The sequence below is a fragment of the Nocardioides luteus genome (assembly GCF_014648595.1).
GTDB classification, from domain to species: Bacteria; Actinomycetota; Actinomycetes; order Propionibacteriales; family Nocardioidaceae; genus Nocardioides; species Nocardioides luteus.
This window is the reverse complement of sequence record NZ_BMRK01000016.1, coordinates 33,940-54,248: the sequence shown is the minus strand read 5'-3', so window position 1 is coordinate 54,248 and position 20,309 is coordinate 33,940. Positions and strand designations below refer to the sequence as shown.

Annotated in this window: 19 protein-coding genes; 16 read left to right on the top strand and 3 right to left on the bottom strand. The window is 71.9% G+C overall.

All coding sequences use genetic code 11. From position 1 onward, the window contains the following. Window positions 1–5 precede the first annotated feature (5 nt). Window positions 6–611, top strand: coding sequence for a DUF4232 domain-containing protein (locus IEY81_RS18260; RefSeq protein WP_189119924.1), 606 nt, complete (start codon window positions 6–8; stop codon window positions 609–611). Here IEY81_RS18260 and IEY81_RS18255 read toward each other — a convergent pair. After that, window positions 601–1,908, bottom strand: a complete 1,308-nt coding sequence (locus tag IEY81_RS18255) for an MFS transporter (protein WP_189119923.1) — start codon at window positions 1,906–1,908, stop codon at window positions 601–603. The two genes, IEY81_RS18260 and IEY81_RS18255, sit on opposite strands and share 11 nt — an antisense overlap. Before the next feature lie 106 nt (window positions 1,909–2,014). Here IEY81_RS18255 and IEY81_RS18250 point away from each other — a divergent pair, with 106 nt between their 5' ends. The 5 genes from IEY81_RS18250 to IEY81_RS18230 are packed head-to-tail and all read left to right on the top strand — an operon-like array spanning window position 2,015 to window position 9,645. Then, complete coding sequence (locus tag IEY81_RS18250) at window positions 2,015–3,466, top strand: pyridoxal phosphate-dependent decarboxylase family protein (protein ID WP_189119922.1); 1,452 nt, start codon at window positions 2,015–2,017, stop codon at window positions 3,464–3,466. Continuing rightward, window positions 3,463–4,815: a lysine N(6)-hydroxylase/L-ornithine N(5)-oxygenase family protein gene (locus IEY81_RS18245; protein WP_189119921.1), complete on the top strand. Its 1,353-nt coding sequence runs from the start codon at window positions 3,463–3,465 to the stop codon at window positions 4,813–4,815. Before IEY81_RS18250 ends, IEY81_RS18245 begins: the two co-directional genes overlap by 4 nt. After that, on the top strand, window positions 4,812–7,088 hold the full coding sequence (locus tag IEY81_RS18240) for a GNAT family N-acetyltransferase (protein ID WP_189119920.1): 2,277 nt from the start codon (window positions 4,812–4,814) through the stop codon (window positions 7,086–7,088). Before IEY81_RS18245 ends, IEY81_RS18240 begins: the two co-directional genes overlap by 4 nt. After that, entirely contained in the window at window positions 7,085–9,154 is a 2,070-nt protein-coding gene (locus IEY81_RS18235; protein ID WP_189119919.1) for a penicillin acylase family protein, read from the top strand. The genes IEY81_RS18240 and IEY81_RS18235 overlap by 4 nt, the downstream gene beginning before the upstream one ends. After that, window positions 9,151–9,645 carry a GNAT family N-acetyltransferase gene (locus IEY81_RS18230; protein WP_189119918.1) on the top strand — a complete coding sequence of 165 codons (495 nt, stop codon included), beginning with the start codon at window positions 9,151–9,153 and terminating at the stop codon, window positions 9,643–9,645. The genes IEY81_RS18235 and IEY81_RS18230 overlap by 4 nt, the downstream gene beginning before the upstream one ends. 205 nt (window positions 9,646–9,850) lie before the next feature. Here the strand turns inward: IEY81_RS18230 and IEY81_RS18225 are convergent, their stop codons facing one another. Together IEY81_RS18225 and IEY81_RS18220 are read right to left on the bottom strand one after the other, a co-directional pair. Continuing rightward, window positions 9,851–10,351 (bottom strand): hypothetical protein, encoded by a 501-nt coding sequence (locus IEY81_RS18225; RefSeq protein ID WP_189119917.1) that lies wholly within the window; start codon window positions 10,349–10,351, stop codon window positions 9,851–9,853. 70 nt (window positions 10,352–10,421) lie between these two features. Then, on the bottom strand, window positions 10,422–11,339 hold the full coding sequence (locus tag IEY81_RS18220; RefSeq protein WP_189119916.1) for a DICT sensory domain-containing protein: 918 nt from the start codon (window positions 11,337–11,339) through the stop codon (window positions 10,422–10,424). A gap of 40 nt (window positions 11,340–11,379) precedes the next feature. On the opposite strand from IEY81_RS18220, the gene IEY81_RS18215 reads away from it, so the two are divergent. The 10 genes from IEY81_RS18215 to idi are packed head-to-tail and all read left to right on the top strand — an operon-like array spanning window position 11,380 to window position 20,276. Then, entirely contained in the window at window positions 11,380–12,423 is a 1,044-nt protein-coding gene (locus tag IEY81_RS18215) for a polyprenyl synthetase family protein (RefSeq protein WP_189119915.1), read from the top strand. Then, window positions 12,420–13,316: a phytoene/squalene synthase family protein gene (locus tag IEY81_RS18210; protein ID WP_189119914.1), complete on the top strand. Its 897-nt coding sequence runs from the start codon at window positions 12,420–12,422 to the stop codon at window positions 13,314–13,316. Before IEY81_RS18215 ends, IEY81_RS18210 begins: the two co-directional genes overlap by 4 nt. Further along, window positions 13,313–14,929 carry a phytoene desaturase family protein gene (crtI, locus tag IEY81_RS18205; RefSeq protein WP_189119913.1) on the top strand — a complete coding sequence of 539 codons (1,617 nt, stop codon included), beginning with the start codon at window positions 13,313–13,315 and terminating at the stop codon, window positions 14,927–14,929. Before IEY81_RS18210 ends, crtI begins: the two co-directional genes overlap by 4 nt. Before the next feature lie 8 nt (window positions 14,930–14,937). Then, complete coding sequence (locus IEY81_RS18200; protein ID WP_189119912.1) at window positions 14,938–15,291, top strand: lycopene cyclase domain-containing protein; 354 nt, start codon at window positions 14,938–14,940, stop codon at window positions 15,289–15,291. A gap of 7 nt (window positions 15,292–15,298) precedes the next feature. Next, complete coding sequence (locus tag IEY81_RS18195; RefSeq protein ID WP_189119911.1) at window positions 15,299–15,664, top strand: lycopene cyclase domain-containing protein; 366 nt, start codon at window positions 15,299–15,301, stop codon at window positions 15,662–15,664. After that, complete coding sequence (locus IEY81_RS18190) at window positions 15,661–17,073, top strand: cytochrome P450 (RefSeq protein ID WP_189119910.1); 1,413 nt, start codon at window positions 15,661–15,663, stop codon at window positions 17,071–17,073. Before IEY81_RS18195 ends, IEY81_RS18190 begins: the two co-directional genes overlap by 4 nt. Next, window positions 17,070–18,254 carry a glycosyltransferase family 2 protein gene (locus IEY81_RS18185; protein WP_189119909.1) on the top strand — a complete coding sequence of 395 codons (1,185 nt, stop codon included), beginning with the start codon at window positions 17,070–17,072 and terminating at the stop codon, window positions 18,252–18,254. The genes IEY81_RS18190 and IEY81_RS18185 overlap by 4 nt, the downstream gene beginning before the upstream one ends. Beyond that, window positions 18,254–18,754 (top strand): glycosyl-4,4'-diaponeurosporenoate acyltransferase CrtO family protein, encoded by a 501-nt coding sequence (locus IEY81_RS18180; RefSeq protein WP_189119908.1) that lies wholly within the window; start codon window positions 18,254–18,256, stop codon window positions 18,752–18,754. Before IEY81_RS18185 ends, IEY81_RS18180 begins: the two co-directional genes overlap by 1 nt. Beyond that, window positions 18,751–19,650 carry a phosphatase PAP2 family protein gene (locus IEY81_RS18175; protein ID WP_189119907.1) on the top strand — a complete coding sequence of 300 codons (900 nt, stop codon included), beginning with the start codon at window positions 18,751–18,753 and terminating at the stop codon, window positions 19,648–19,650. The genes IEY81_RS18180 and IEY81_RS18175 overlap by 4 nt, the downstream gene beginning before the upstream one ends. Further along, on the top strand, window positions 19,647–20,276 hold the full coding sequence (gene idi, locus IEY81_RS18170; protein WP_189119906.1) for an isopentenyl-diphosphate Delta-isomerase: 630 nt from the start codon (window positions 19,647–19,649) through the stop codon (window positions 20,274–20,276). Before IEY81_RS18175 ends, idi begins: the two co-directional genes overlap by 4 nt. Window positions 20,277–20,309: the final 33 nt, after the last annotated feature.

Genomic DNA, 20,309 nt, shown 5'->3' with positions numbered 1-20,309 from the left:
AACACATGGCCATCAGCATCCGGCGCCTCGCGCCGCTCGTCCTCGCCACCACGGTCCTCGCGCTCGGCGCGACGGCGTGCTCCTCCGACTCCGACGACAGCGGGGGTGAGCAGAGCAGCCCCAGCCCGTCGGCGGAGACCACGGCGGCCGAGTCGCCCTCGACGGAGCCGACCGACACCTCGGAGACGGAGGCGGGCGGCGCCAAGGGCGCCTGTGCCACCGGCGATCTGAGGTTCACGGTCTCGGAGGAGTCCCAGGCGGGCGGCTACTACCTCGTCACCGCGGCGGCCGAGCCCGGCGTGACCTGCACGCTCGAGGGCAGCACGATCGAGGCCGGCTTCGGCTCGGACGTCTCCGGCGACGTGAAGCCGAGCGAGCAGGCGGTGGGCGAGTCGATCACCATGACCGGTTCCACCAAGGCGTACGCCGGGGTGAACCCCAACAGCGGCCCGCAGGAGGGCGGCGTGGAGTTCGAGGAGATCATCGTCTCCGCGCGTGAGGGCGACAGCGACCCGGTCTCCCTGAAGCTGCCCAGCACCGCCGTCGTCGACGAGCCGGTCGGCACCAACTGGCACACCGACGCCACCCAGGCAGTGCCGTTCACCGGTTGACCCCGGGACCGGGATGCATCGCCGACGCGGCCGCCTGCTCGGCGGCCGCGTCGGCCATCTCCGGGGTGTCTCCGACGAGATCCGGAGCCCGGTCCTCGGCCGGGGTGAGCATGAACCGGAGCCTGGTCAGGACCAGCCCGGCGGTGAGGGTGCCGCCGATCACGACCAGCGCCCACAGGTGGCCGAGGCCGCTGCCGATGAGGGACCCGGCGAGTGCCGGGCCGAGGATCTGGCCGAGCGTGAGAGTGGCGCCGAGGGACGCGTTGTAGCGCCCGCGCAGGTGGTCGGGGGCGATGGTGTTGGCCAGCCCGGTCACGATCGGCGCCCACAGCGTCTCGCCGAGGCCGAAGATCGCCAGGCCGATCACGACGGCGGCCACCGCGCCCGCGGTCGGCATCAGGTCTGCCGAGGCGAGCACGGTCCAGGCCAGCGACCAGGTCAGCACCGCACAGGCCAGTGCGGTCGTACGCCGCCACCCCGAGGTGAGCCGGAGCAGGACGACCTGCCCACACACGATCACGGCGGCGTTGGCGGCGAAGGCCCAACCGAGGGCGGTCGCCGGCACGCCGGCCACGTCGACCGCATAGGCGGTCGCGCCGGCCTCGAGCTGCCCGTAGCCGAAGGTCACCGCGAGCACACCGCACCCGACCAGCGCCACCGCCCGCCGGTCGCGCAGCACCTCGCCCCAGGAACCGGCGGCCGCTGCCGCGTCCTGCTCGTCGCGGGCGCGGGCAGGGGAGCGGACCAGCAGGAGCAGCACCACCGCGTAGGTCAGGTAGGCGAGGGCGTCGCACAGGTAGAGCACCTGGAAGGACTCCGCGCGCTCGACGTCGATGAGGAACGCGCTGACCAGTCCGCCGACGCCGATGCCGGCGTTGAGGCCGAGGAAGGCGAAGCCGTAGGCGCGCTCGCGGTCGGCCGCAGTCACCATCGCGGCGAGCATGGTGGTGGTCCCCGGCCAGAGCGGCGAGGCACCGACGACGACGCCGGCGAGCACCAGCATCGTCGGGCCCAGACCGTCGACGAAGCCGAGCGACCCGATGGAGACGGCCTCCAGGACGAGCGCACCGACCAGCACCGGGCGGGGCCCGAAGCGGTCGAGCAGCGCACCGACGCCGGGCGCCGCGGCCAGCCCGACCAGGCCCATCCAGGCGAACATCCAGCCGGCGGTCGAGGAGCCGAGCTCCTGCACCTGCGCCATGTACACGTAGAGGAACGGCAGGGTCAGGCCGTTCCCGAGAGAGGCGAACGCGAAGCCGATGAGGACGCGACGAGCCTGGGTCGGCGGGTGGGGCACGGGTGTGATCGTCCTCTCTGTGGCCGGTCGTCCGGCGAGCGTGTGATTAGGGTAGCCTCACTGAGGCTTGCCTAACCTAACCTAATCAGTCAGTCGAAGGAGACCCGTGAGCGCACCACGACTAGAGCATCTGTTCCACCCCGACAATGCTCGTGGCTACACCCGCGGAATCGCCGATGCGGTCAGGCTGCTGCTCGATCAGCTCGACTCCCTCGCCGGGCCCACCACCGGCATCTCGCCGGAGGAGGCCGCGGCGCCGGTCGCCGAGGTCGACCTGGACAGCCCTCTGGCCGACGGTACCGCCGCGCTCGCAGAGGTCAAGCGGCTCTGGCTCGATGATGCCGTCTGGTTCCACGACCCCTCCTATGCCGCCCACCTGAACTGCCCGGTGGTGATCCCCTCCCTCGTGGGCGAGCTGCTGATCGCGGCGGTCAACACCTCGATGGACACCTTCGACCAGTCCGCCGGCGGCACCTTCATGGAGCGCCGTCTCATCGACTGGACCGCGAACCGCGCCGGATATCCGGAGGAGACCCGCGACGGCATCTTCACCAGCGGCGGCAGCCAGTCGAACCTGCAGGCGCTGCTCCTGGCCCGCGGTGAGGCGGAGCGCCGCGGCGTACCTCTCGACCGGCTGCGCTTCCTGACCTCCGCCGACAGCCACTTCTCCATCGCGAAGTCCGCGCGGCTGCTCGGCATGGGGGATGACGCGGCGATCGCCGTGCCGACCGACGCCGAGCACCGGATGGACGTCGGCGCGCTGCGTGCGGCGCTCGACGAGTGCGTCGTCGACGGGCTCGTCCCGGCCGCGGTCGTGGCCACCGCCGGCACCACCGACTTCGGCATGATCGACCCGCTGCACGCCATCGCCGACGCGTGCCAGGACTTCAACGTCTGGTTCCACGTCGACGCGGCGTACGGCGGCGGGCTGCTCGCCTCGCCGAGATACCGTCACCTGCTCGACGGCATCGAGCGGTCCGACTCGGTCACGATCGACTACCACAAGACCTGGTTCCAGCCGGTCTCCTCCAGCGCCCTGCTGGTCCGCGACCTGGCGACCATGCAGCACGCCTCCTGGTACGCCGACTACCTCAACCCGCGGGAGTCGCAGAACCCCAACCAGGTCGACAAGTCCCTGCAGACCACCCGCCGTTTCGACGCGCTCAAGCTGTGGCTGACGCTGCGCACGATGGGCGCCGACGAGATCGGCAGCTACCTCGAGACCGTGATCGACCTGGCGCGCGAGGTCTACGACGCCCTCAGCGTCCAGCCCGACATCGAGGTGATCACGCCCTCCCAGCTCTCCACCGTCGTCTTCCGCTACGTCGACCCGCACCTGGACGAGGACGCCGTCGGCGACCTCAACCGCCGCATCCGCGCGGAAATGTGGAACGGCGGCCGCAGCGTCGTCGCCGCGACCAAGGTCGGCGGCCGACAGTTCCTCAAGCTCACCCTGCTCAACCCGATGGCCTCCGTGCAGGACGTGCTCGACATCGTCGAACAGGTCCGTACGCTCGGCCACTCGTTGGGTCCTGCCCTCCCGGAGGCCGTCCGATGACCACAGCCACCCACGTCCACGACCTGATCGGCATCGGGCTCGGCCCGTTCAACCTGGGCCTGGCCGCCCTCGCCGACCCGATCGACGAGCTCGACTGCCTCTTCCTGGAGGGTCGCGAGAAGTTCGACTGGCACCCCGGGATGATGCTCGACGAGGCCACGCTGCAGGTGCCGTTCCTCGCCGACCTGGTGACGATGGCCGACCCGACCTCGCGGTTCAGCTTCCTCAACTTCCTCAAGCAGACCGGCCGGATCTACCCGTTCTACATCCGCGAGAACTTCCTGCCCCACCGCCGCGAGTACAACCACTACTGCCAGTGGGTCGCCGAGCGGCTCGACTCCGTCCGGTTCGGGCAGCAGGTCGTCTCGGTGGAGCACGACGGCGAGACGTACGTCGTGACCACCGCCTCCGGCGAGACCCACCTGACTCGGCGGCTGGTGCTCGGGACCGGGACGAGCCCACGGGTCCCCGAGTGCGCGGCCGCGGCTGTCGCCGAGAACGGTCCGGCGCTGCACAGCGCCGACTACCTGACCCGCCGTGACGAGCTCGTCTCGCGGGGCAGCATCACCGTGGTCGGCAGCGGCCAGTCGGCGGCCGAGGTCTACCTCGACCTGCTCAGCGCCCAGCCCGACCACGACTACCAGCTCGCCTGGCTGACCCGCAGCCCGCGGTTCTTCTCGATGGAATACACCAAGCTCACCCTCGAGCTGACCTCGCCGGAGTACTCCGCCTACTTCCAGTCGCTCCCCTCCCAGAAGCGCGAGCGGCTGCTGAAGTCGCAGCAGAGCCTCTACAAGGGGATCTCCGGCGACACCATCGACGCGATCCACGAGGCGCTCTACACCCGGTCGGTCGGCCAGTCGGGCGGTGGCGTCACCGGCACCACGCTGCTGACCAACACCGAGGTGCGCGGCGTGACCCGCACCGAGGGCGGCTACCACCTCGCGCTGCACCACGTCGAGCAGGAGGAGGACTACGAGATGGAGACCGAGGCGCTGGTGCTCGCCACCGGCTACCGTGCCGGCCTGCCCGGCTTCCTCGAGCCGATCCGCGACCGCCTACGTCTCGACGACCAGGGCCGCTACGCCGCCAGCGCGACGTTCTCGGTCGACACCGCAGACCGCGAGATCTGGGTGCAGAACGGCGAGGAGCACACCCACGGCTTCGTCGCCCCCGACCTCGGCATGGGGGCCTATCGCAGCTCGGTGATCCTGGCCGCCATCCTGGGCCGGGAGCCCTACCCGGTCGAGAAGCGGGTCGCCTTCCAGGAGTTCGGGGTGCCGGACCGCTTCAGGATCCAGCCCCGGGTCTCGACAAGCTCGACCACCGCAGTTACGGAGAGCCGATGAGGATCACGATCGAACCCCTCGAGATCGAGCACCACCTCGCCACCGTCCACGCCTGGGTCACCAACCCGCGCTCGACCTTCTGGATGATGTCCGACTCGACCCCGGCCGACGTGGCCGCGGAGTACGCGCGGATCGCCGAGCACCCCCACCACGACGCCTGGCTGGGCCGGGTCGACGGCGCGCCGGCGTTCCTGGTCGAGACCTATGACCCCGCGCGCAGCGAGCTCGGCGGGATCATGGACGTCCCCGAGCTCGCGCCCGGTGATCTCGGCATGCACGTGCTGGTCGCGCCGACCTCCGGTGATCCGGTCTCGGGCTTCACGACCCGGATCTTCCGGGCGGTGATGCGCCACTGCTTCGCCCGCCCCGGCGTGCGTCGCGTGGTGGTCGAGCCCGACGTACGCAACGAGGCGATCCGCCGCAAGAACACCGAGGCGGGCTTCGTCGAGCTGCGCGAGGTCGACCTCGGCGAGAAGACCGCGATGCTCTCGGTCTGCACCCGCGAGATGCACGCCGCGGCCCACCTGCGCCCGGAGAACATCCGCGTCGCCCACCGCCATCTGGTCGCCAAGGCGATCGCGGAGTTCAGCCACGAGCGGATGATCGCGCCGACTGCCACCGATGAGGGCACCGAGGGCGGCTGGGAGCTCGCCGGGCCGACCTCGACGTACGCCTTCACCGCGCGGCGCTTCCAGCTCGACCACTGGGTGGTGGACCCGGACTCGATCGTGCGCCGCACCGGCGATGCGCGCGACGTCGAGGAGAGCGAGGTGGACGCGCAGGTGTTCGTCGCCGAGTTCGCGCCCGACCTGGGTATCCCCGACAAGCTGCTGCCGACCTACCTGGAGGAGCTGTCGGCCACGATCGCCTCGGCCTGCTGGAAGCTCGAGCACCAGACGCTGACCGCGGCCGACCTCGTCGACGCCGACCACCAGAGCGTCGAGGGCGCGATGAGCGAGGGCCACCCGGCCTTCGTCGCCAACAACGGCCGCATCGGCTTCGACATCGACGACCACGCCCGCTGGGCCCCGGAGACCAGCAACGACCTGAGTCTGCTGTGGGTCGCCGTCTCCCGCGAGCAGTCCCACCTGGCGCTGGGCCGAGGCGAGACCGAGGAGGCGCTGTACGCCGCCGAGCTCGGCGAGGCGACGCTGGCCAGGTTCGCGGCGAGGCTGCGCGGGCTCGGCCTCGACCCGGACGATTTCCGCTACCTGCCCGTCCACCCGTGGCAGTGGCGCCACAAGCTGGCGGTCACCTTCGCCGCCGACGTCGCCGCGCGCCGGATCGTGCTCGTCGGCGAGGGTGAGGACGTCCACCGCCCGCAGCAGTCGATCCGGACGTACTTCAACACCTCGCGGCCCGAGCGCCACTACGTCAAGACCGCGCTGTCGATCCAGAACATGGGCTTCATGCGGGGGCTCTCGCCGGCCTACATGAGGGCGACCCCGGTCATCAACGACTGGGTCGCCGACCTGGTCGAGGGTGACGCTGAGCTGAAGGAGCGTGGCTTCGGGGTGCTGCGCGAGCTGGCCTCGATCGGCTGGACCGGCGACGTCTTCCACGCGCTGCCCGCCCCCTCGCCCTACCGGAAGATGATCGCCGCGCTGTGGCGCGAGTCGCCGGTGCCGCGGCTGGCCGAGGGGGAGCGGTGCGCCACGATGGCGGCGCTGCTCCACCGCGACGCCGCCGGCGCCTCCTACGCCGCCGAGCTGGTCCGCGCCTCGGGCCTGCCCGCCCGGGAGTGGGTGCGCAGCTACCTCGACGCCTACCTGCGGCCGCTGGTGCACTGCCTGCTCGCGTACGACCTGGCGTTCATGCCGCACGGCGAGAACCTGGTGATGGTGCTGCGCGACCACGTCCCGGTGCGGATGTTCATGAAGGACATCGGCGAGGAGGTGGCCGTCATGGGCGACCTGCCGCTGCCCGAGGAGGTCTCTCGGATCCGTGGCTCGTTCCCCGACGACGTGAAGGCGCTGGCGATCCACACCGACGTCTTCGACGGGGTGCTGCGCTACGTCGCCGCGATCCTCGATGATGAGGGGGTGCTGCCGGAGAGCGAGTTCTGGGCCGAGGCGCGGGCCTGCATCGTCGACCACGCCGCCGACCACCCCGAGCTGGCCGACGCGGTCGCGCGCTATGACTTCCTCCGGCCGCGCTTCCGCCATTCCTGCCTCAACCGGCTCCAGCTGCGCAACACCCTGCAGATGGTCGACATCACCGACCAGGCCGAGTCGCTCATGTTCGCCGGCACGCTGGCCAACCCGGTCGCATGACTGTTTCAGCGAGCGGTCTCTTCCGCGACGAGTGGGGCATCCCGCACGTACGCGGCGCCTCGCTGACCGAGGTGGCCCGGCTGCAGGGCCTGGCCACCGCGCGGGACCGGGCCTGGCAGCTGGAGATCGAGCGGCTGCGCGGCGAGGGGCGCACCGCCGAGCTGCTCGGTCCGGCCGGTCTGGAGTGGGACCGGTTCGCGCGTCGGGTGCGGCTGGCTGCGGTCGCGCAGACGGCTTTTCGCCGGCTCGATGCGGAGACGCAGGGGTTCCTGGCGGCGTACGTCGACGGGGTGCGGGCCGGGCTCGCGGAGACGTCGTGCATCGAGCTGGACGAACTCGGTCCAGCACCCGGGACGTGGCAGCCATGGACCCCGTTCGCGGTCTTCTGGGTGCAGCAGATCCTCTTCGGGTCGTTCCCCTCGAAGCTCTTCGGTGAGCGGGCCGCGCGGGTGCTCGGCGAGGAGGCCGCGCTCTTCCGGACGGAGGGGCTGGCCGGAGGGTCCAACGCGTACGCGGTCGGCGGCGGCCGCACCGCGTCCGGGCTGCCGCTGGTGGCCGGTGACCCGCACCGGCTCTTCGAGGCGCCCAACGTCTACCTCCAGGTGCGGCTGGCATGCACGGATCCTGCCGACGAGTTCGACGTGGTCGGGATGACCTTCCCGGGGGTGCCGGGCGTGCAGCACTTCGCCCACGCCGGCCGGGTCGCATGGGGGATCACCAACGCGATGGCCGACTATCAGGATCTGGTGAGCATCGACCTCGAGCGGTCCGCCGATGGCTCCGTGTCGTCGTCGAGCGGGGCCGTGCGGCGCTCGGTGGAGACCGTGCGCGTCCGCGGCCAGGAGCCGGTCGAGGTCGAGGTGCTCGAGACCGATCGTGGGCCGGTGGTCCTCGGCGGGCCTGAGGTGGGCTCGGCGCTGGTGCTCCGCACGCCCGGTCACGAGCTCGACGACCTGGGCTTCGGGACGTTGTTGCCGCTGCTGCGGGCGCGCTCCGTCGCCGACGTCGAGGCCGCGGTCTCACGCTGGGTCGAGCCGGTCAACAACTGGGTGGTCGCCGACGTGAACGGCGACGTCGTCCACACCGTCGGCGGCCGGGTGCCGCAACGCGACGAGACGGGGGAGTGGGTCGGCTGGGTCTCGCCGCTGCCGCGACGTACTTCCCCGGCCTCGGGGGCGCTCGTGACGGCCAACGACCGGTGCATGCCGGAGTTCGACGCGCTCGCCGACGGGTTCGCCCCGCCGTTCCGGGCGCAGCGGATCCGCGCGCTGCTCGACGACGCCGGCCCGCTCGACGTGGAGCAGGCCGTGGCGGTGCTCGCCGACACCACCCAGACCGCGGGGGAGCGGCTGCTGGAGCTGGTCCCCGCCGACCTGCTTCCGGGGGAGCTCTCGGAGTGGGACGGCACCATGGACGCCTCGTCCGGCGCTGCCTGGTACGCCGCGCTGCGCGCCGAGGTCGTCGACCGGATCTGCGCCGCCCCCGTGCTCGCGCCGCTGCGCGAGCCCTCCGAGCACGGGCCGCTCTACGAGCCGTGGTCGGCCCTGCCGGCCCGGGTGGCCTCCGCGTTGCACGTCATCCTGGCCGCCGAGAGGCCCTTCGGGCTCGACCCGCATGAGGTCGTCACCGCGGCAGCCGTCGCCGTCCGCGACGCTGCCCGCGACACTGCCCACGACACTGCCCACGACACTGTCCGTGACACTGTCCCTGACGCTGGCACGGAGCCCGCATCGTGGCCGGAGGCGCATCGCTTCTGGCCGCTGCACGCACTCGAGCAGTTCGACCTCCCGCACACCCGCACCGCCCCCGCGACCCCGCTGCCCGGCGACACCGACACGGTCCGCTGCAACGCCTGGTCCCCGGGCACGACCGTGACCGTCCGAGGATCCGTGGCCCGCTACGCCTGGGACCTCGCCGACCGCGACAACAGCCGCTGGGTCGTACCCCTCGGCGCCAGCGGAGCCCCCGACGACCCCCACCACACCGACCAGCACGAGGCATGGGCCCGGGGCGGCGCCGTCCGCGTCGTCACCGACTGGTCCGTGCTCACCGAGGAGCAGCAATGACCCTGACCATCCGCGACCTGGATCCCGCGGCCGACATCGACCTGCTGTGCAGCTGGCTGCAGAAGGATCGCGCCCGCTTCTGGGGCATGGTCGACAAGCCGCGCGAGGAGATCGAGGAGATCTACACCTGGATCCAGGAGCAACCGCACCTGGCTGCGTACCTCGTCTTCCTCGACGGCGACCCCGTCGCTCTCTTCCAGACCTGGGACCCCGAGGTCGACGAGCTCGGCACCTACTACGACCGCCGTCCCGGCGACCTCGGCGTACACCTCTTCCTCGCCGACACCCCCGCCCGCAAGGGCAGCACGGAGACGATCCTGAGCTTCTTCCTCGAGTCGGTGGTCGCCAAGCCCGGCATCCGCCGCGTAGTCGTGGAACCCGACGCCACCAACGAACCCTCCCTCGCCCGCCTCGACGCCTACGGCTTCACCCGCGGCCCGGTAGTCGACCTCCCCCACAAACAAGCCCAGTACGCCTTCCTCGACCTCTGAGCCACCCCGCCGAGTAGTCAGAAATCGACGCCGAGTGGTCAGAAATCGACGCCGAAAGCGTCAGAAAACGGCGACGAAACGTCGAAAATTGATGCCGAGTGGTCGATTCTCCGCGTAGGAGAATCGACCACTCGCGCTCGATTTCCGACCTCTCGAGCTCATTTTTCGACCACTCGGCGTCGATTTCTGACCACTCGGCGGGGGGTCAGGGGGTGGTGACCATTTCTACCAGGCGGCCCATGGCGCCTAGTTCGGCGTCGTGTACGCCTTCGTCCGGGACTATCACCAGGGACCACAGGTTGCTGCCGAGGGCGACGTTGCCGACGACGAGGTCACCGTCGGTGTGCTTCTCGATGCATACGAAGGCACGGTCGCCGATCTCCACCGGGGAGGGGGAGGGGAGGCAGTCGGCGCGGCTGGCGTCGAGGCCCGCCTCGACGGAGGTGTCGACCAGGGTGGTCACGAAGATGGCGCCGCGGTCGCTGGTGTAGGTGCAGACGTCGGCGTCGGCGGTGTGCTCCCAGGTGCCGGGAATGGCGCTGGCGACCTGGCCAGGGTCGAAGAGGCAAGGGCCGGAGGGCTCGATGGCGGTGGCGGCCGTGGAGGGGCCGGGGGCGGGGCTGCTGCTGGTCGGCTCGCCGGACCCGCAGCCCGCGAGAGCGGTCGCCGAGAGGAGGGCTGCGGCGCTCAGCAGCATCCTCGACACGTACGGCTCCTCAAGATCGTGGTGCGGCCAGTTTCGCAGGTCACCCACGGGAGGCCGCAACCGGCGATCCTCAGGTCGACGGTCCGTGGCGGGCGTCGATGTAGGCGACCATCCGGTCGAAGAGCAGTGTGGCCCGGTGGAGGTCCTCGGACGCGCCCGGCGGGTCGGCCTGGGCGGGGAGGTCGTCGCGGCGCCAGTCCGGCCGCAGCTCGTCGGCGAGGTCGCCGGCGATCCGGCTGGCCTCGCGGACCACCTGCGGGTCGACGGACCAGATCGCCTCGAACGTACGCTGGCCCGCTCCGTCGGGACCCTGGCCGGGACGCTCGACCGCGACCAGGCACGCCGGCAGGTCGACGGCATCGCACACGACCACCCACTCGCGCTGGAGCGGCGAGTCCGGCGCGAGCGCGATCTCCAGGAGGCGTCCCTGCGCCGGCGGCGCCGGGTCGGGCCCGTGCGGGAAGTCGGCGAACACCACGGCGGAGCGGGCCGTGCGCGCGAGCTCGCGCCAGCGGTCGTAGGACGCACGCAGGAACCGTTCGCGCTGGAACCCGCCGAAGAGGATCGGATCGGCCGCGCGCGCTGCGCACTCGTCCTCGATCGCGTGACTCATCGACACGAGCGTGCCTCGCGAGAGCACCTGCGGCCTGAGCAGCGGGTAGAGCCGCCGGAGATCGGCGAAGACGGACCTCGACCGCAGCTGCGGGGCGTCGGCACGCGTGACGGCGGCGGCGAGCGAGAGGCCCCCGCGCCGTCGTGCCAGCACGTCCAAGACCGCCTCGACATCCGCTTCGCTGTAGCGGCGATGGCCCCCGGGCTGACGGTGCGGCTCGGGAAACCCGTAGCGCCTCTCCCAACTGCGCAGCGTCGAAATGGGTACCCCAGTCCTATGTGCCAGATCGCCGATGGTGAGGGATGCGCGGCCTTGGATGTCCAAACCTCCTCCGATCCTTTGCGTTTTGTCTAGATTTAGTTCAAAGTATTGCATAGATTTAGATTTCAGGGAATGGCGACTGGGGGAGGCACAGATGATCGGCACCGGCACTGATGCGGCACTTGCACGGATTCTCGACGCGGGTCGACGGCGCGCAGCCGCGATCGACGCGCACCATGCGCTGCTGTGGGAGGCGCTCTGCGCCGCCACCGAGGGAGGGAAACGGTTCCGGCCCGCGTTGGTGGTCGCGACCCACGACGCGCTGGGTGGCGACGCCTCCGAGGTGGCCGCCGAGGTCGGTGCGGCGGTCGAGCTGCTGCACACCGCGTTCGTCATCCACGACGACGTCATCGACGACGACCACGTACGTCGGGGGCGGCCGAACGTCAGCGGCACCTTCCGCGCCCTGGCTGGGATCGACGGAGCCGATGCCGAGCAGGCCGGTGAGTACGGCCTCACCGCCGCGATCCTGGCCGGCGACCTGGCGCTCGCCGCCGCGGTGCGCACCGTCGCGCTGAGCGCGGCTCCGGCCGAGGTCGTCGAGCGGCTGCTCGACCTCTTCGACACCGCGATGCATCGGACGGCGTCCGGCGAGCTCGCCGACGTCCGCCACTCGCTGGACCTGGCGCCCGCGACACTCGCCCAGAGCCTGACGATGGAGGCGCAGAAGACCAGCGCCTACTCCTTCGCCCTGCCGCTGCAGGCGGGTGCGGTGCTGGCCGGCGCCGAGGAGGAGACGATCAGCCGGCTCGGTCACGTCGGCCGGGTGATGGGGGTCGCCTTCCAGCTCGCCGACGACCTCATCGGCGTCTTCGGCGACCCGGCCCGCTCGGGCAAGAGCACCACCTGCGACCTGCGCACCCGCAAGCAGACGCCGCTCCTCGTCCACGCCCGTACGACCTCGGCGTGGCCGCAGATCAGTGGCTACCTCGGCCGGGAGCTCACCGACGACGAGCTCGACGAGGTGCGAGCGCTCCTGGTCGCCTCCGGCTCGCGGAGCTTCGTCGAGGACCTCGCCCAGCAGCACGTCGACCAGGCGCACGCCGTGCTCGACGGCATGGGCATCCCGGTCGACCTGATCGACGGTGTGCCGGTCCGACCGGCCGTGCTGGCCGACGACAGCGAGGTCGCGGCATGACGCTCCTGGTGGGCCGCAGCGCCCCTCCGCGCACTCCGACCAGCCTCTACGACTCCGTCTCCGAGTCGAGCGCGGCCGTGGTGATCCGTGAGTACTCCAGCTCCTTCGGTCTGGCATCCCGCCTGCTGGGTGGTCCGGTACGCACCCAGGTCCGCAACATCTACGCACTCGTGCGCGTCGCCGACGAGATCGTCGACAACCCCGACCCGAGCCTCGACCGGACCGCGCGCGCCACCATGCTCGACTGGCTCGAGAACGACGTCGAGCACGCGATGCGCGTCGGCTACAGCGGCAACCTGGTGGTGCACGCCTTCGCGCGCACCGCCATCGCCGTCGGGATCGAGCCCGAGATCGTCGCGCCGTTCTTCGCCTCGATGCGCACCGACCTCGACACCGCGACCCACACCCAGGAGAGCTTCGACCGCTACGTCTACGGCTCGGCCGAGGTCGTCGGGCTGATGTGCCTGAGGGCGTTCCTGGCCGCGCCCGACGCGCCGCCCGACCGGGACGCGCAGTACGAGCGGCTCACCCCGGGCGCACGGAGCCTCGGCGCCGCCTTCCAGAAGCTCAACTTCGTACGCGACCTGTCCGACGACCACGACGTGCTGCGCCGCGACTATTTCCCCGGCCTGGACGTCGAGCAGTTCTGCGAGGCAGATCGCGACCGCATCCTCGATGATGTCGACGAGGACCTGCGGACGGCTGCGGCGGTCGTGCCCGAGCTGCCGCCGAGCAGCTGCCGTGCGGTCCGTGCGGCCCACGCGACCTTCGCCGAGCTGGCCAAGCGGCTGCGTGCCGCATCCGCGGACGAGATCCGTCACACGCGCGTCCGCGTCCCGGCACCGGTCAAGCTGCGCCTCGCCGTGAGCTCGCTGCGCGGAGGCCGGTCATGAGCCTGCCCGGACGACTCAGCCGGCTGACCGCGACGTCCCGCCGGGCCGGTGACGGGTCGCCGCAGCGCGTGGTGGTCGTCGGCGGCGGCATCGCCGGCCTGGCCACCGCGGCGCTCCTCGCTTCGCGCGGCCACTCGGTCGACCTGCTGGAGAAGAACGGCGACCTCGGCGGCCGCGTCGGCAGCGTCGAGCGGGACGGCTTCAGGTTCGACACCGGCGCCTCGTGGTACCTGATGCCGGAGGTCTTCGAGCACTTCTTCTCGCTGCTCGGCACCACGGCCGAGACCGAGTTCGACCTGACCGTGCTCGACCCCAGCTACCGCGTCTTCTTCGAGGGCCACTCCGAGCCGGTGGACCTGCGACCCGACCGCGCGCACAACCGCGCGCTGTTCGAGCGCCTCGAGCCGGGTGCGGGGGACCGCTTCGACGCGTACCTCCGTTCGGCCGACGACACCTACGACATGGCGCTGCGCCGGTTCCTCTACACCAGCTTCGACTCGCCGACGGCCTTCGCGCACCCCGACGTGCTCCGACGTACGCCCGCCCTCGGCCGGCTTCTGACGCGGTCGCTGGAGAGCCATGTCGCCGGCGCGTTCGCCGACCACCGGCTCCGTCAGGTGCTGGGCTATCCCGCGGTCTTCCTCGGCTCCTCCCCGAGCCGTACGCCGAGCATGTATCACCTGATGAGCCGGCTCGACCTCGGCGACCGCGTGCTCTACCCGCAGGGCGGCTTCACCCGGCTGATCCAGGTCATCGCCAACCTCGCCGAGAAGCACGGCGCGCGCCTGCACACCGGCGCGGCGGTCACCCGCATCCTCACCACCGACGCCGCCGGCGGACGACCCGTCGTCGCGGGCGTCGAGCACGACTCACCCGAGGGGTCGCGCACCGTCGAGGCCGACGTCGTCGTCGGAGCCGCCGACCTGCACCACCTCGAGACCGCGCTGCTGCCCGCCCGGCTGCAGACGCACCCCGAGCGGGCATGGCGCGGCCGGTCCGCCGGCCCCGGCGCGGTGCTGGCGATGCTGGGCGTGGAGGGGCGGCTGCCGCAGCTGCCGCACCATTCGCTGTTCTTCACCCGCGACTGGGGACAGAACTTCGGTGACATCTTCGGCAAGGACGCACGAGTGCCCGACCCGGCCTCCATCTACGTCTGCAAGCCCTCCGAGACCGACTCCACCGTCGCTCCGGAGGGCTGCGAGAACCTGTTCGTGCTCGTCCCCGTGCCCTCCGACACCTCGATCGGCAGCGGCGGCGACGACGGCGCCGGGTCCGAGACCGTCGAGCGTACGGCCGACGCGGCCATCGACCAGATCGCCTCGTGGGCGGGTGTCCCCGACCTGCGCGACCGGATCCGGGTGCGCCACACGGTCGGCCCGGAGGACTTCGCCACCCGCTACCACTCGTGGCGCGGGGGAGCGCTCGGGCTGGAGCACACCCTGCGCCAGAGCGCCTTCCTGCGGCCGCGCAACGCGTCCGCCAGGGTCGACGGACTGCTCTACGCCGGGGCGAGCACCGTCCCGGGCGTCGGCCTGCCGATGTGCCTGATCAGCGCCGAGCTGGTGCTGAAGCGCCTCAGCGGTGACCGTTCGAGCCTGCCGATGGAGGCATGATCGCTGTCATGAGCCTTCCGCACTGGGCGTACGTCGCGATGCTGGCGTTCTGCCTCGCCGGCACCCTTCCCCTCGTGCCCGCCTTCCGGCTGCAGGTGCTCAGGCAGCCCGGGCGACTGCTCCTCACCATCGGCCTGGCCGGGACGCCGTTCCTGGTGTGGGATCTGTGGGCCACCCACGTCGGGCACTGGTGGTTCGACGATGGCCAGACGCTGCCGCCACGTGTCGCCGGCCTGCCGCTCGAGGAGATCGGCTTCTTCGTGGTGATCCCGGTGGTGTCGGTGCTGACGATCGAGGGTGTCCGCGCGGCCCGCCGCGGCGTACGTCCTGCGGTTCTGCGATCCCGCGAGCGGGCGAGGTGACCGCCCGATGACCTACACCGCCATCGCGCTTCTCTGCGTGCCGCTCGCCGTCGTGCTGGACCGCTGGGTCTTCCGCACCCGGCTGACCTCGACCCGCGACTGGTGGCTCGCCTACGCGATCATCGTCTTCTTCCAGCTGCTCACCAACGGTTGGCTGACCGGCCGCGGCATCGTGCGCTACTCCGGCGACGTGATCATCGGCAGCGGCCGGATCACGGCTTTCGGGGACGGCCGCCTGTTCTACGCGCCGGTCGAGGACCTGATGTTCGGCTTCGGGCTGGTGCTGTGGAGCTGCATCGTCTGGACCTGGCTGGGCCGCCACCACGCCCGGACGGACCGTGTCGACCGCGCCGCTGAGGAGACCCACCGATGAGCGTCACCACACGCCTGCAGGCGATGCAGCCGACCGACATCGGGGTGCCGGGGCCCACGTCGCTGGACATGGCCCGAGGCTTTCTGTCGATCCGCGCCGACCCGCTCGCCTTCCTCGGCGAGGTCTCGCAGCGCTACGGCGACACCGTCTCCTTCCCGGTGCCCGGCGCGCCGGCGCTGCTGCTCAACGACCCGGCCGACGTCCGCCACGTGCTCCAGACCTCGGCGCGTTCTTGGAGCAAGGACACGATCCAGTACGCCGCGCTGGCGCGCGTCACCGGTCCCGGGCTGCTCGCCTCGGCCGAGCCGAACTGGATCGAGCACCGGCGGCTCGCCGCCCCGGCCTTCCACCACCAGCGCCTGGAGGCGGTGGGCGACGAGGTGCGCGCCGCCGCACGCAGTGCCATCTCGGCGCGCCTGGGCGGGTGCCACGCCGCCGCGATCGCGGACGGTGCCGTCGTGGACGTCGCCGAGCTGACCCACACCATCGGCCTCGACGCGGTCGGCCGTGCGCTCTTCAGCACCGACCTGTCCGAGCACGCCCAAGACCTGCTGACGGCCACCAGCGACTCCGCCGACCTGGTGGTCCGGCTCGGCCGCTCGATCCTTCCTCGCGCCGAGTGGACGCCGACCCGCACCAACCTCCGGCTGCGCTCGGCCCGTCGTCGTCTCGACGCCGCCACCGCCGCGATCATCGCCGAGCGGCGGGCTCGTAACGCGCGTGCCGGTGGACCGGGCCGGACGACCCACCACGGCGACGACCTCCTCGGGCTGCTGCTCGACAGCGGCATGACCGACGGCGAGATCCGTGACGAGCTCGTCACGATGGTCATCGCCGGCCACGAGACCGTAGCGGCCGCGCTCGCATGGACGCTGATGCTCCTGGCGGAGAATCCGCAGGCACAGGACCGGGTGCGCGCCGAGCTCGAGGCCCACCCCGGTCCGGTCCCGCTCGTGGGTCACCGCGAGAGCCTGCCGTGGACGCGTGCGGTCGTCGACGAGGCACTCCGCCTCTTCCCGCCGGCCTGGGCCATCTCCCGCCGCGCCCACCGCGACGACGAGCTCGCCGGGCGGCACGTCCCGGCGGGCACCCTCGCGATCATCAGCCCGTGGCTGGTCCACCGGCGCCCCGACATCTGGCCCGAGCCCGAGGCCTTCCGTCCCGAGCGTTTCCTCGACGGCACCGCCCGCACCGGCTACCTCCCGTTCGGTCAGGGACCGCGACTGTGCATCGGACGGGAGTTCGCGCTCGGCGAGATGGTCCTCGTCCTCGCCGAGCTGCTGCGCGAGCACCGCATCGACGTGCCCGGCGGCCCGGACGGCTGGACGCGCCCGGCGGCGGAGACCAAGGTCGCCGTCCATCCCCGTGGCGGCATGCCGCTCCTCGTCCGGCGGACGGGTACGCCGTGACGCCTGCCCTGCTCCTCGACCTCGCGCTCGCGGCGCTGCTCGTCGGCGCGGCGGTCTGGGCGCAGCGGCTGCTGGCGGACCTCCGCACCCTGCCGAACACCGACGACGCGACGAATGCCGTCGCTTCGGTGTCGGTGGTGGTCCCAGCGCGCGACGAGGAGAAGACCCTGCCGGCGCTGCTGTGGTCGGTGGCCGAGCAGCTGCCCGGGGTCCGCGAGGTGGTCGTGGTCGACGACGCCTCCCACGACGCCACCGCAGAGGTGGCTCGAGCCGGCGGCGCGCGGGTGGTGCAGACGGGCACCCCACCACCCGGGTGGACCGGCAAGGCCTGGGCCTGCCACACCGGTGCCGCCGCGGCGACGGGCGACCTGCTGCTCTTCCTCGACGCCGACACCGTGCTCCGGCCGGGCGCTCTCGCGGGCCTGCTCGCCGCGCACGCTCGCCACGGAGGGCTCGTCTCGGTGCAGCCGCACCACGAGGTCGTACGTCCCTACGAGCAGCTCTCGGCCTACTTCAACGTCGTCGCGCTGATGGCCAGTGCGGCCTTCACCCGGCGCGGCCGAGGGGAGCCCGCGAGACGTGCGCCGATGGCGTTCGGTCCGTGCCTGCTGACCTCCCGCGAGGACTACGAGCGCGCGGGCGGGCACGAAGCGGTCTGCGCCGACATCCTCGACGACGCCGCCCTCGCCGCTGCGTACCACCGGGCGGGGCTGCCGGTCTGGTGCGCCGTCGGCGGCGACGCGGTGCGAATGCGCAGCTATCCCGGCGGTCTGGACCAGCTCGTGGCCGGGTGGACCAAGAACATCGCATCCGGCGCTGCCGACGCCTCGCCGTCGGCGACCGCCGCGACCGTGGCCTGGATCTGCGCCCACCACGCTGTCTCCGTGGGCGCAGTCCTGTCGCTCCTCGTCGCGCTCACCGGACGAGGCGGGTCGCTGGTCACCGGCAGCCCTCTGCTCTGGGCCGCGGCGTACCTCGTCATCGCGCTGCAGCTGCGCTGGGTGTTTCGCCGGGCCGGCTCGTTCCGGTGGTGGACGTGGGCGCTGTTCCCGGTGACCCTGCTGGCCTTCGACCTCGTCTTCGCTCGCTCGCTGGCCCTCACCGCGGTCCGCCGTTCCGTGCCCTGGCGGGGCCGCGAGGTCTCCGTCGCGGGGCGCCGGTCCGGGGAGAAGGTGGCCTGATGCTCCAGCTCGTCATGCCGCAGACCCTCACGATCGTGGTCGACATCGTCGCGTGGGGAGCCTTCCACGCCGCCACCGGCTACGCCGCCTACCGGCTGAGCGACGAGCGGTTGTCGCGCGACGGCTGGGGGCTGCGAGAGCGCCGCTTCGAGGACCGCGGCCGCTGGTACCGCCGACGCCTGCGCATCCACCGCTGGAAGGACCGGCTGCCCGAAGCGGGCGCCATGTTCGAGGGTGGAGTCAGCAAGCGTGAGCTGCCCGCGCTCGACGCCGAGGGCCTCGAGCTCTTTGTGCGCGAGACCCGTCGTGCCGAGCTCGCCCACTGGTGGGCGCTGTGGTGCGGCCCGCTCTTCGTCCTCTGGAACCCGCCCCTGGCCGCGTTCCTGCTCGTGGCCTACGGCGTGCTGGTCAACCTGCCGTTCATCGCCATCCAGCGCTACAACCGCTTTCGCACCCAGGCCCTGCTGGGGCGCATCTCACGCCGACGGAGCACGCCATGACGATCCCCGCCACCGCCCGACCCCGCTCCGGCGCGGCCACGGCGCCACCGCGGAAGAAGAGCGCGGACGCCCCCGACTCCCGTCACGGGCCGATCGCCCAGCTGCTGATCGCCTGGTCTCCGCTCAGCGCGATCCTGGTCGCCTACTGGCTGGCGCAGTGGATCACCGCCCCGCTCGGGGTGGGCGACGGCGCCGACACCAACCGCCTCAGCGCGAGCCTGCACGTGCTCGGGCCGGCGCGCGCCGACGAGGCCCTGTTCGGGGCAGTGCCAAGCGTCTGGCTGCAGGCCCGCCTCGTCGACGGCTCCCCGCACTGGTACGACATCGCGGGAGCGCTCGTCTACATCACCCATTTCGTGACCATCCCGCTGATCACCGCGGTCGCGTGGTTCTGGCTGCGCGACCGGTTCGGGCAGTGGCTCACCGCCGTGCTCACCATGTCGCTGCTCGGCATCGCCGGCTACGTCGCCTACCCGGCCGCGCCGCCCTGGCTGGCCGCCGAGCGCGGCGACATCGGCGCCATCGACCGCATCTCCCACATCGGCTGGGACGCCCTCGGGCTCGACGCGGCCGGAGGGCTCGTCCAGATGGGCCAGTCCGGCAGCAACCCGGTGGCTGCGATGCCGTCGCTGCACGCAGGCGCCGCGCTGCTGGTGGCGCTCTTCCTGTGGCCGTCGGTGCCGTGGCTCGCGCGCGTCCTGCTCGCGGCGTACGCCCTGGCGATGGCGTTGACCCTCGTCTACACCGGCGAGCACTACGTCGTCGACGTGCTCGTCGGCTGGCTCGTCGCGGTCGTCGGCGTCGGCCTCTCGCTCGTGGTGGCCCGGCGTGGCCGCCGAGGCTCCTCGACCCCGTCACCGACCAGCTCCATCGACCCCGAGAGGGAGTCCGCATGACCGCGACCGACAGCAGCCCGACCGACACCGTGACGCCTGAGCTGGTGGTGCTCCTCGACGAGGGCGGCCGTGCCGTCGGCACCGCCGACAAGGCCGGCGTGCACCACGCCGCCACCCCGCTCCACCTCGCCTTCTCGTGCTACCTCTTCGACGACGCCGGCAACGTGCTGGTGACCCAGCGCGCCCTTCACAAGCGCACCTTCCCCGGCGTGTGGACCAACAGCTGCTGCGGCCACCCCGCGCCCGGCGAGCCGCTCGAGGACGCCGTCCGCCGCCGCGTCGAGCAGGAGCTCGGCACCACCGTGACCGAGCTGCGGCTGGTGCTGCCGCGGTTCCGATACCGCGCCGAGCAGGACGGCACCGTGGAGAACGAGATGTGCCCGGTCTTCGTCGCCCGCGTCCCCGGCACCGCCCCCGGGACGATCTCCGCCGACCCCGACGAGGTGGGGGAGGCCCGCTGGGAGCCGTGGGCGCCGTTCCGTGCCGCGGTCCTCGACGGCAGCCGTCAGGTGTCGGTGTGGTGTCGCGAGCAGGTCGACCAGCTGCCGGCCGACCCGGTCTCGGCGGCGGCCGCGGACGTACGCGATCTCCCGCCTGCGGCTCGGCTCACCGCTGACGCGCCCTGACGCTGGCTCGCGTCGAGCCGTGCCGAAGGTTGG

Bases quoted from the DNA above. Each gene is read 5' to 3' on its own strand.
- IEY81_RS18260 (WP_189119924.1), top strand. From the start codon at position 6: ATGGCCATCAGCATCCGGCGCCTCGCGCCGCTCGTCCTCGCCACCACG.
- IEY81_RS18245 (WP_189119921.1), top strand. From the start codon at position 3,463: ATGACCACAGCCACCCACGTCCACGACCTGATCGGCATCGGGCTCGGC.
- IEY81_RS18240 (WP_189119920.1), top strand. From the start codon at position 4,812: ATGAGGATCACGATCGAACCCCTCGAGATCGAGCACCACCTCGCCACC.
- IEY81_RS18235 (WP_189119919.1), top strand. From the start codon at position 7,085: ATGACTGTTTCAGCGAGCGGTCTCTTCCGCGACGAGTGGGGCATCCCG.
- IEY81_RS18230 (WP_189119918.1), top strand. From the start codon at position 9,151: ATGACCCTGACCATCCGCGACCTGGATCCCGCGGCCGACATCGACCTG.
- IEY81_RS18220 (WP_189119916.1), bottom strand. From the start codon at position 11,339: ATGCAATACTTTGAACTAAATCTAGACAAAACGCAAAGGATCGGAGGA.
- IEY81_RS18215 (WP_189119915.1), top strand. From the start codon at position 11,380: ATGATCGGCACCGGCACTGATGCGGCACTTGCACGGATTCTCGACGCG.
- IEY81_RS18210 (WP_189119914.1), top strand. From the start codon at position 12,420: ATGACGCTCCTGGTGGGCCGCAGCGCCCCTCCGCGCACTCCGACCAGC.
- crtI (WP_189119913.1), top strand. From the start codon at position 13,313: ATGAGCCTGCCCGGACGACTCAGCCGGCTGACCGCGACGTCCCGCCGG.
- IEY81_RS18200 (WP_189119912.1), top strand. From the start codon at position 14,938: ATGAGCCTTCCGCACTGGGCGTACGTCGCGATGCTGGCGTTCTGCCTC.
- IEY81_RS18195 (WP_189119911.1), top strand. From the start codon at position 15,299: ATGACCTACACCGCCATCGCGCTTCTCTGCGTGCCGCTCGCCGTCGTG.
- IEY81_RS18190 (WP_189119910.1), top strand. From the start codon at position 15,661: ATGAGCGTCACCACACGCCTGCAGGCGATGCAGCCGACCGACATCGGG.
- IEY81_RS18180 (WP_189119908.1), top strand. From the start codon at position 18,254: ATGCTCCAGCTCGTCATGCCGCAGACCCTCACGATCGTGGTCGACATC.
- IEY81_RS18175 (WP_189119907.1), top strand. From the start codon at position 18,751: ATGACGATCCCCGCCACCGCCCGACCCCGCTCCGGCGCGGCCACGGCG.
- idi (WP_189119906.1), top strand. From the start codon at position 19,647: ATGACCGCGACCGACAGCAGCCCGACCGACACCGTGACGCCTGAGCTG.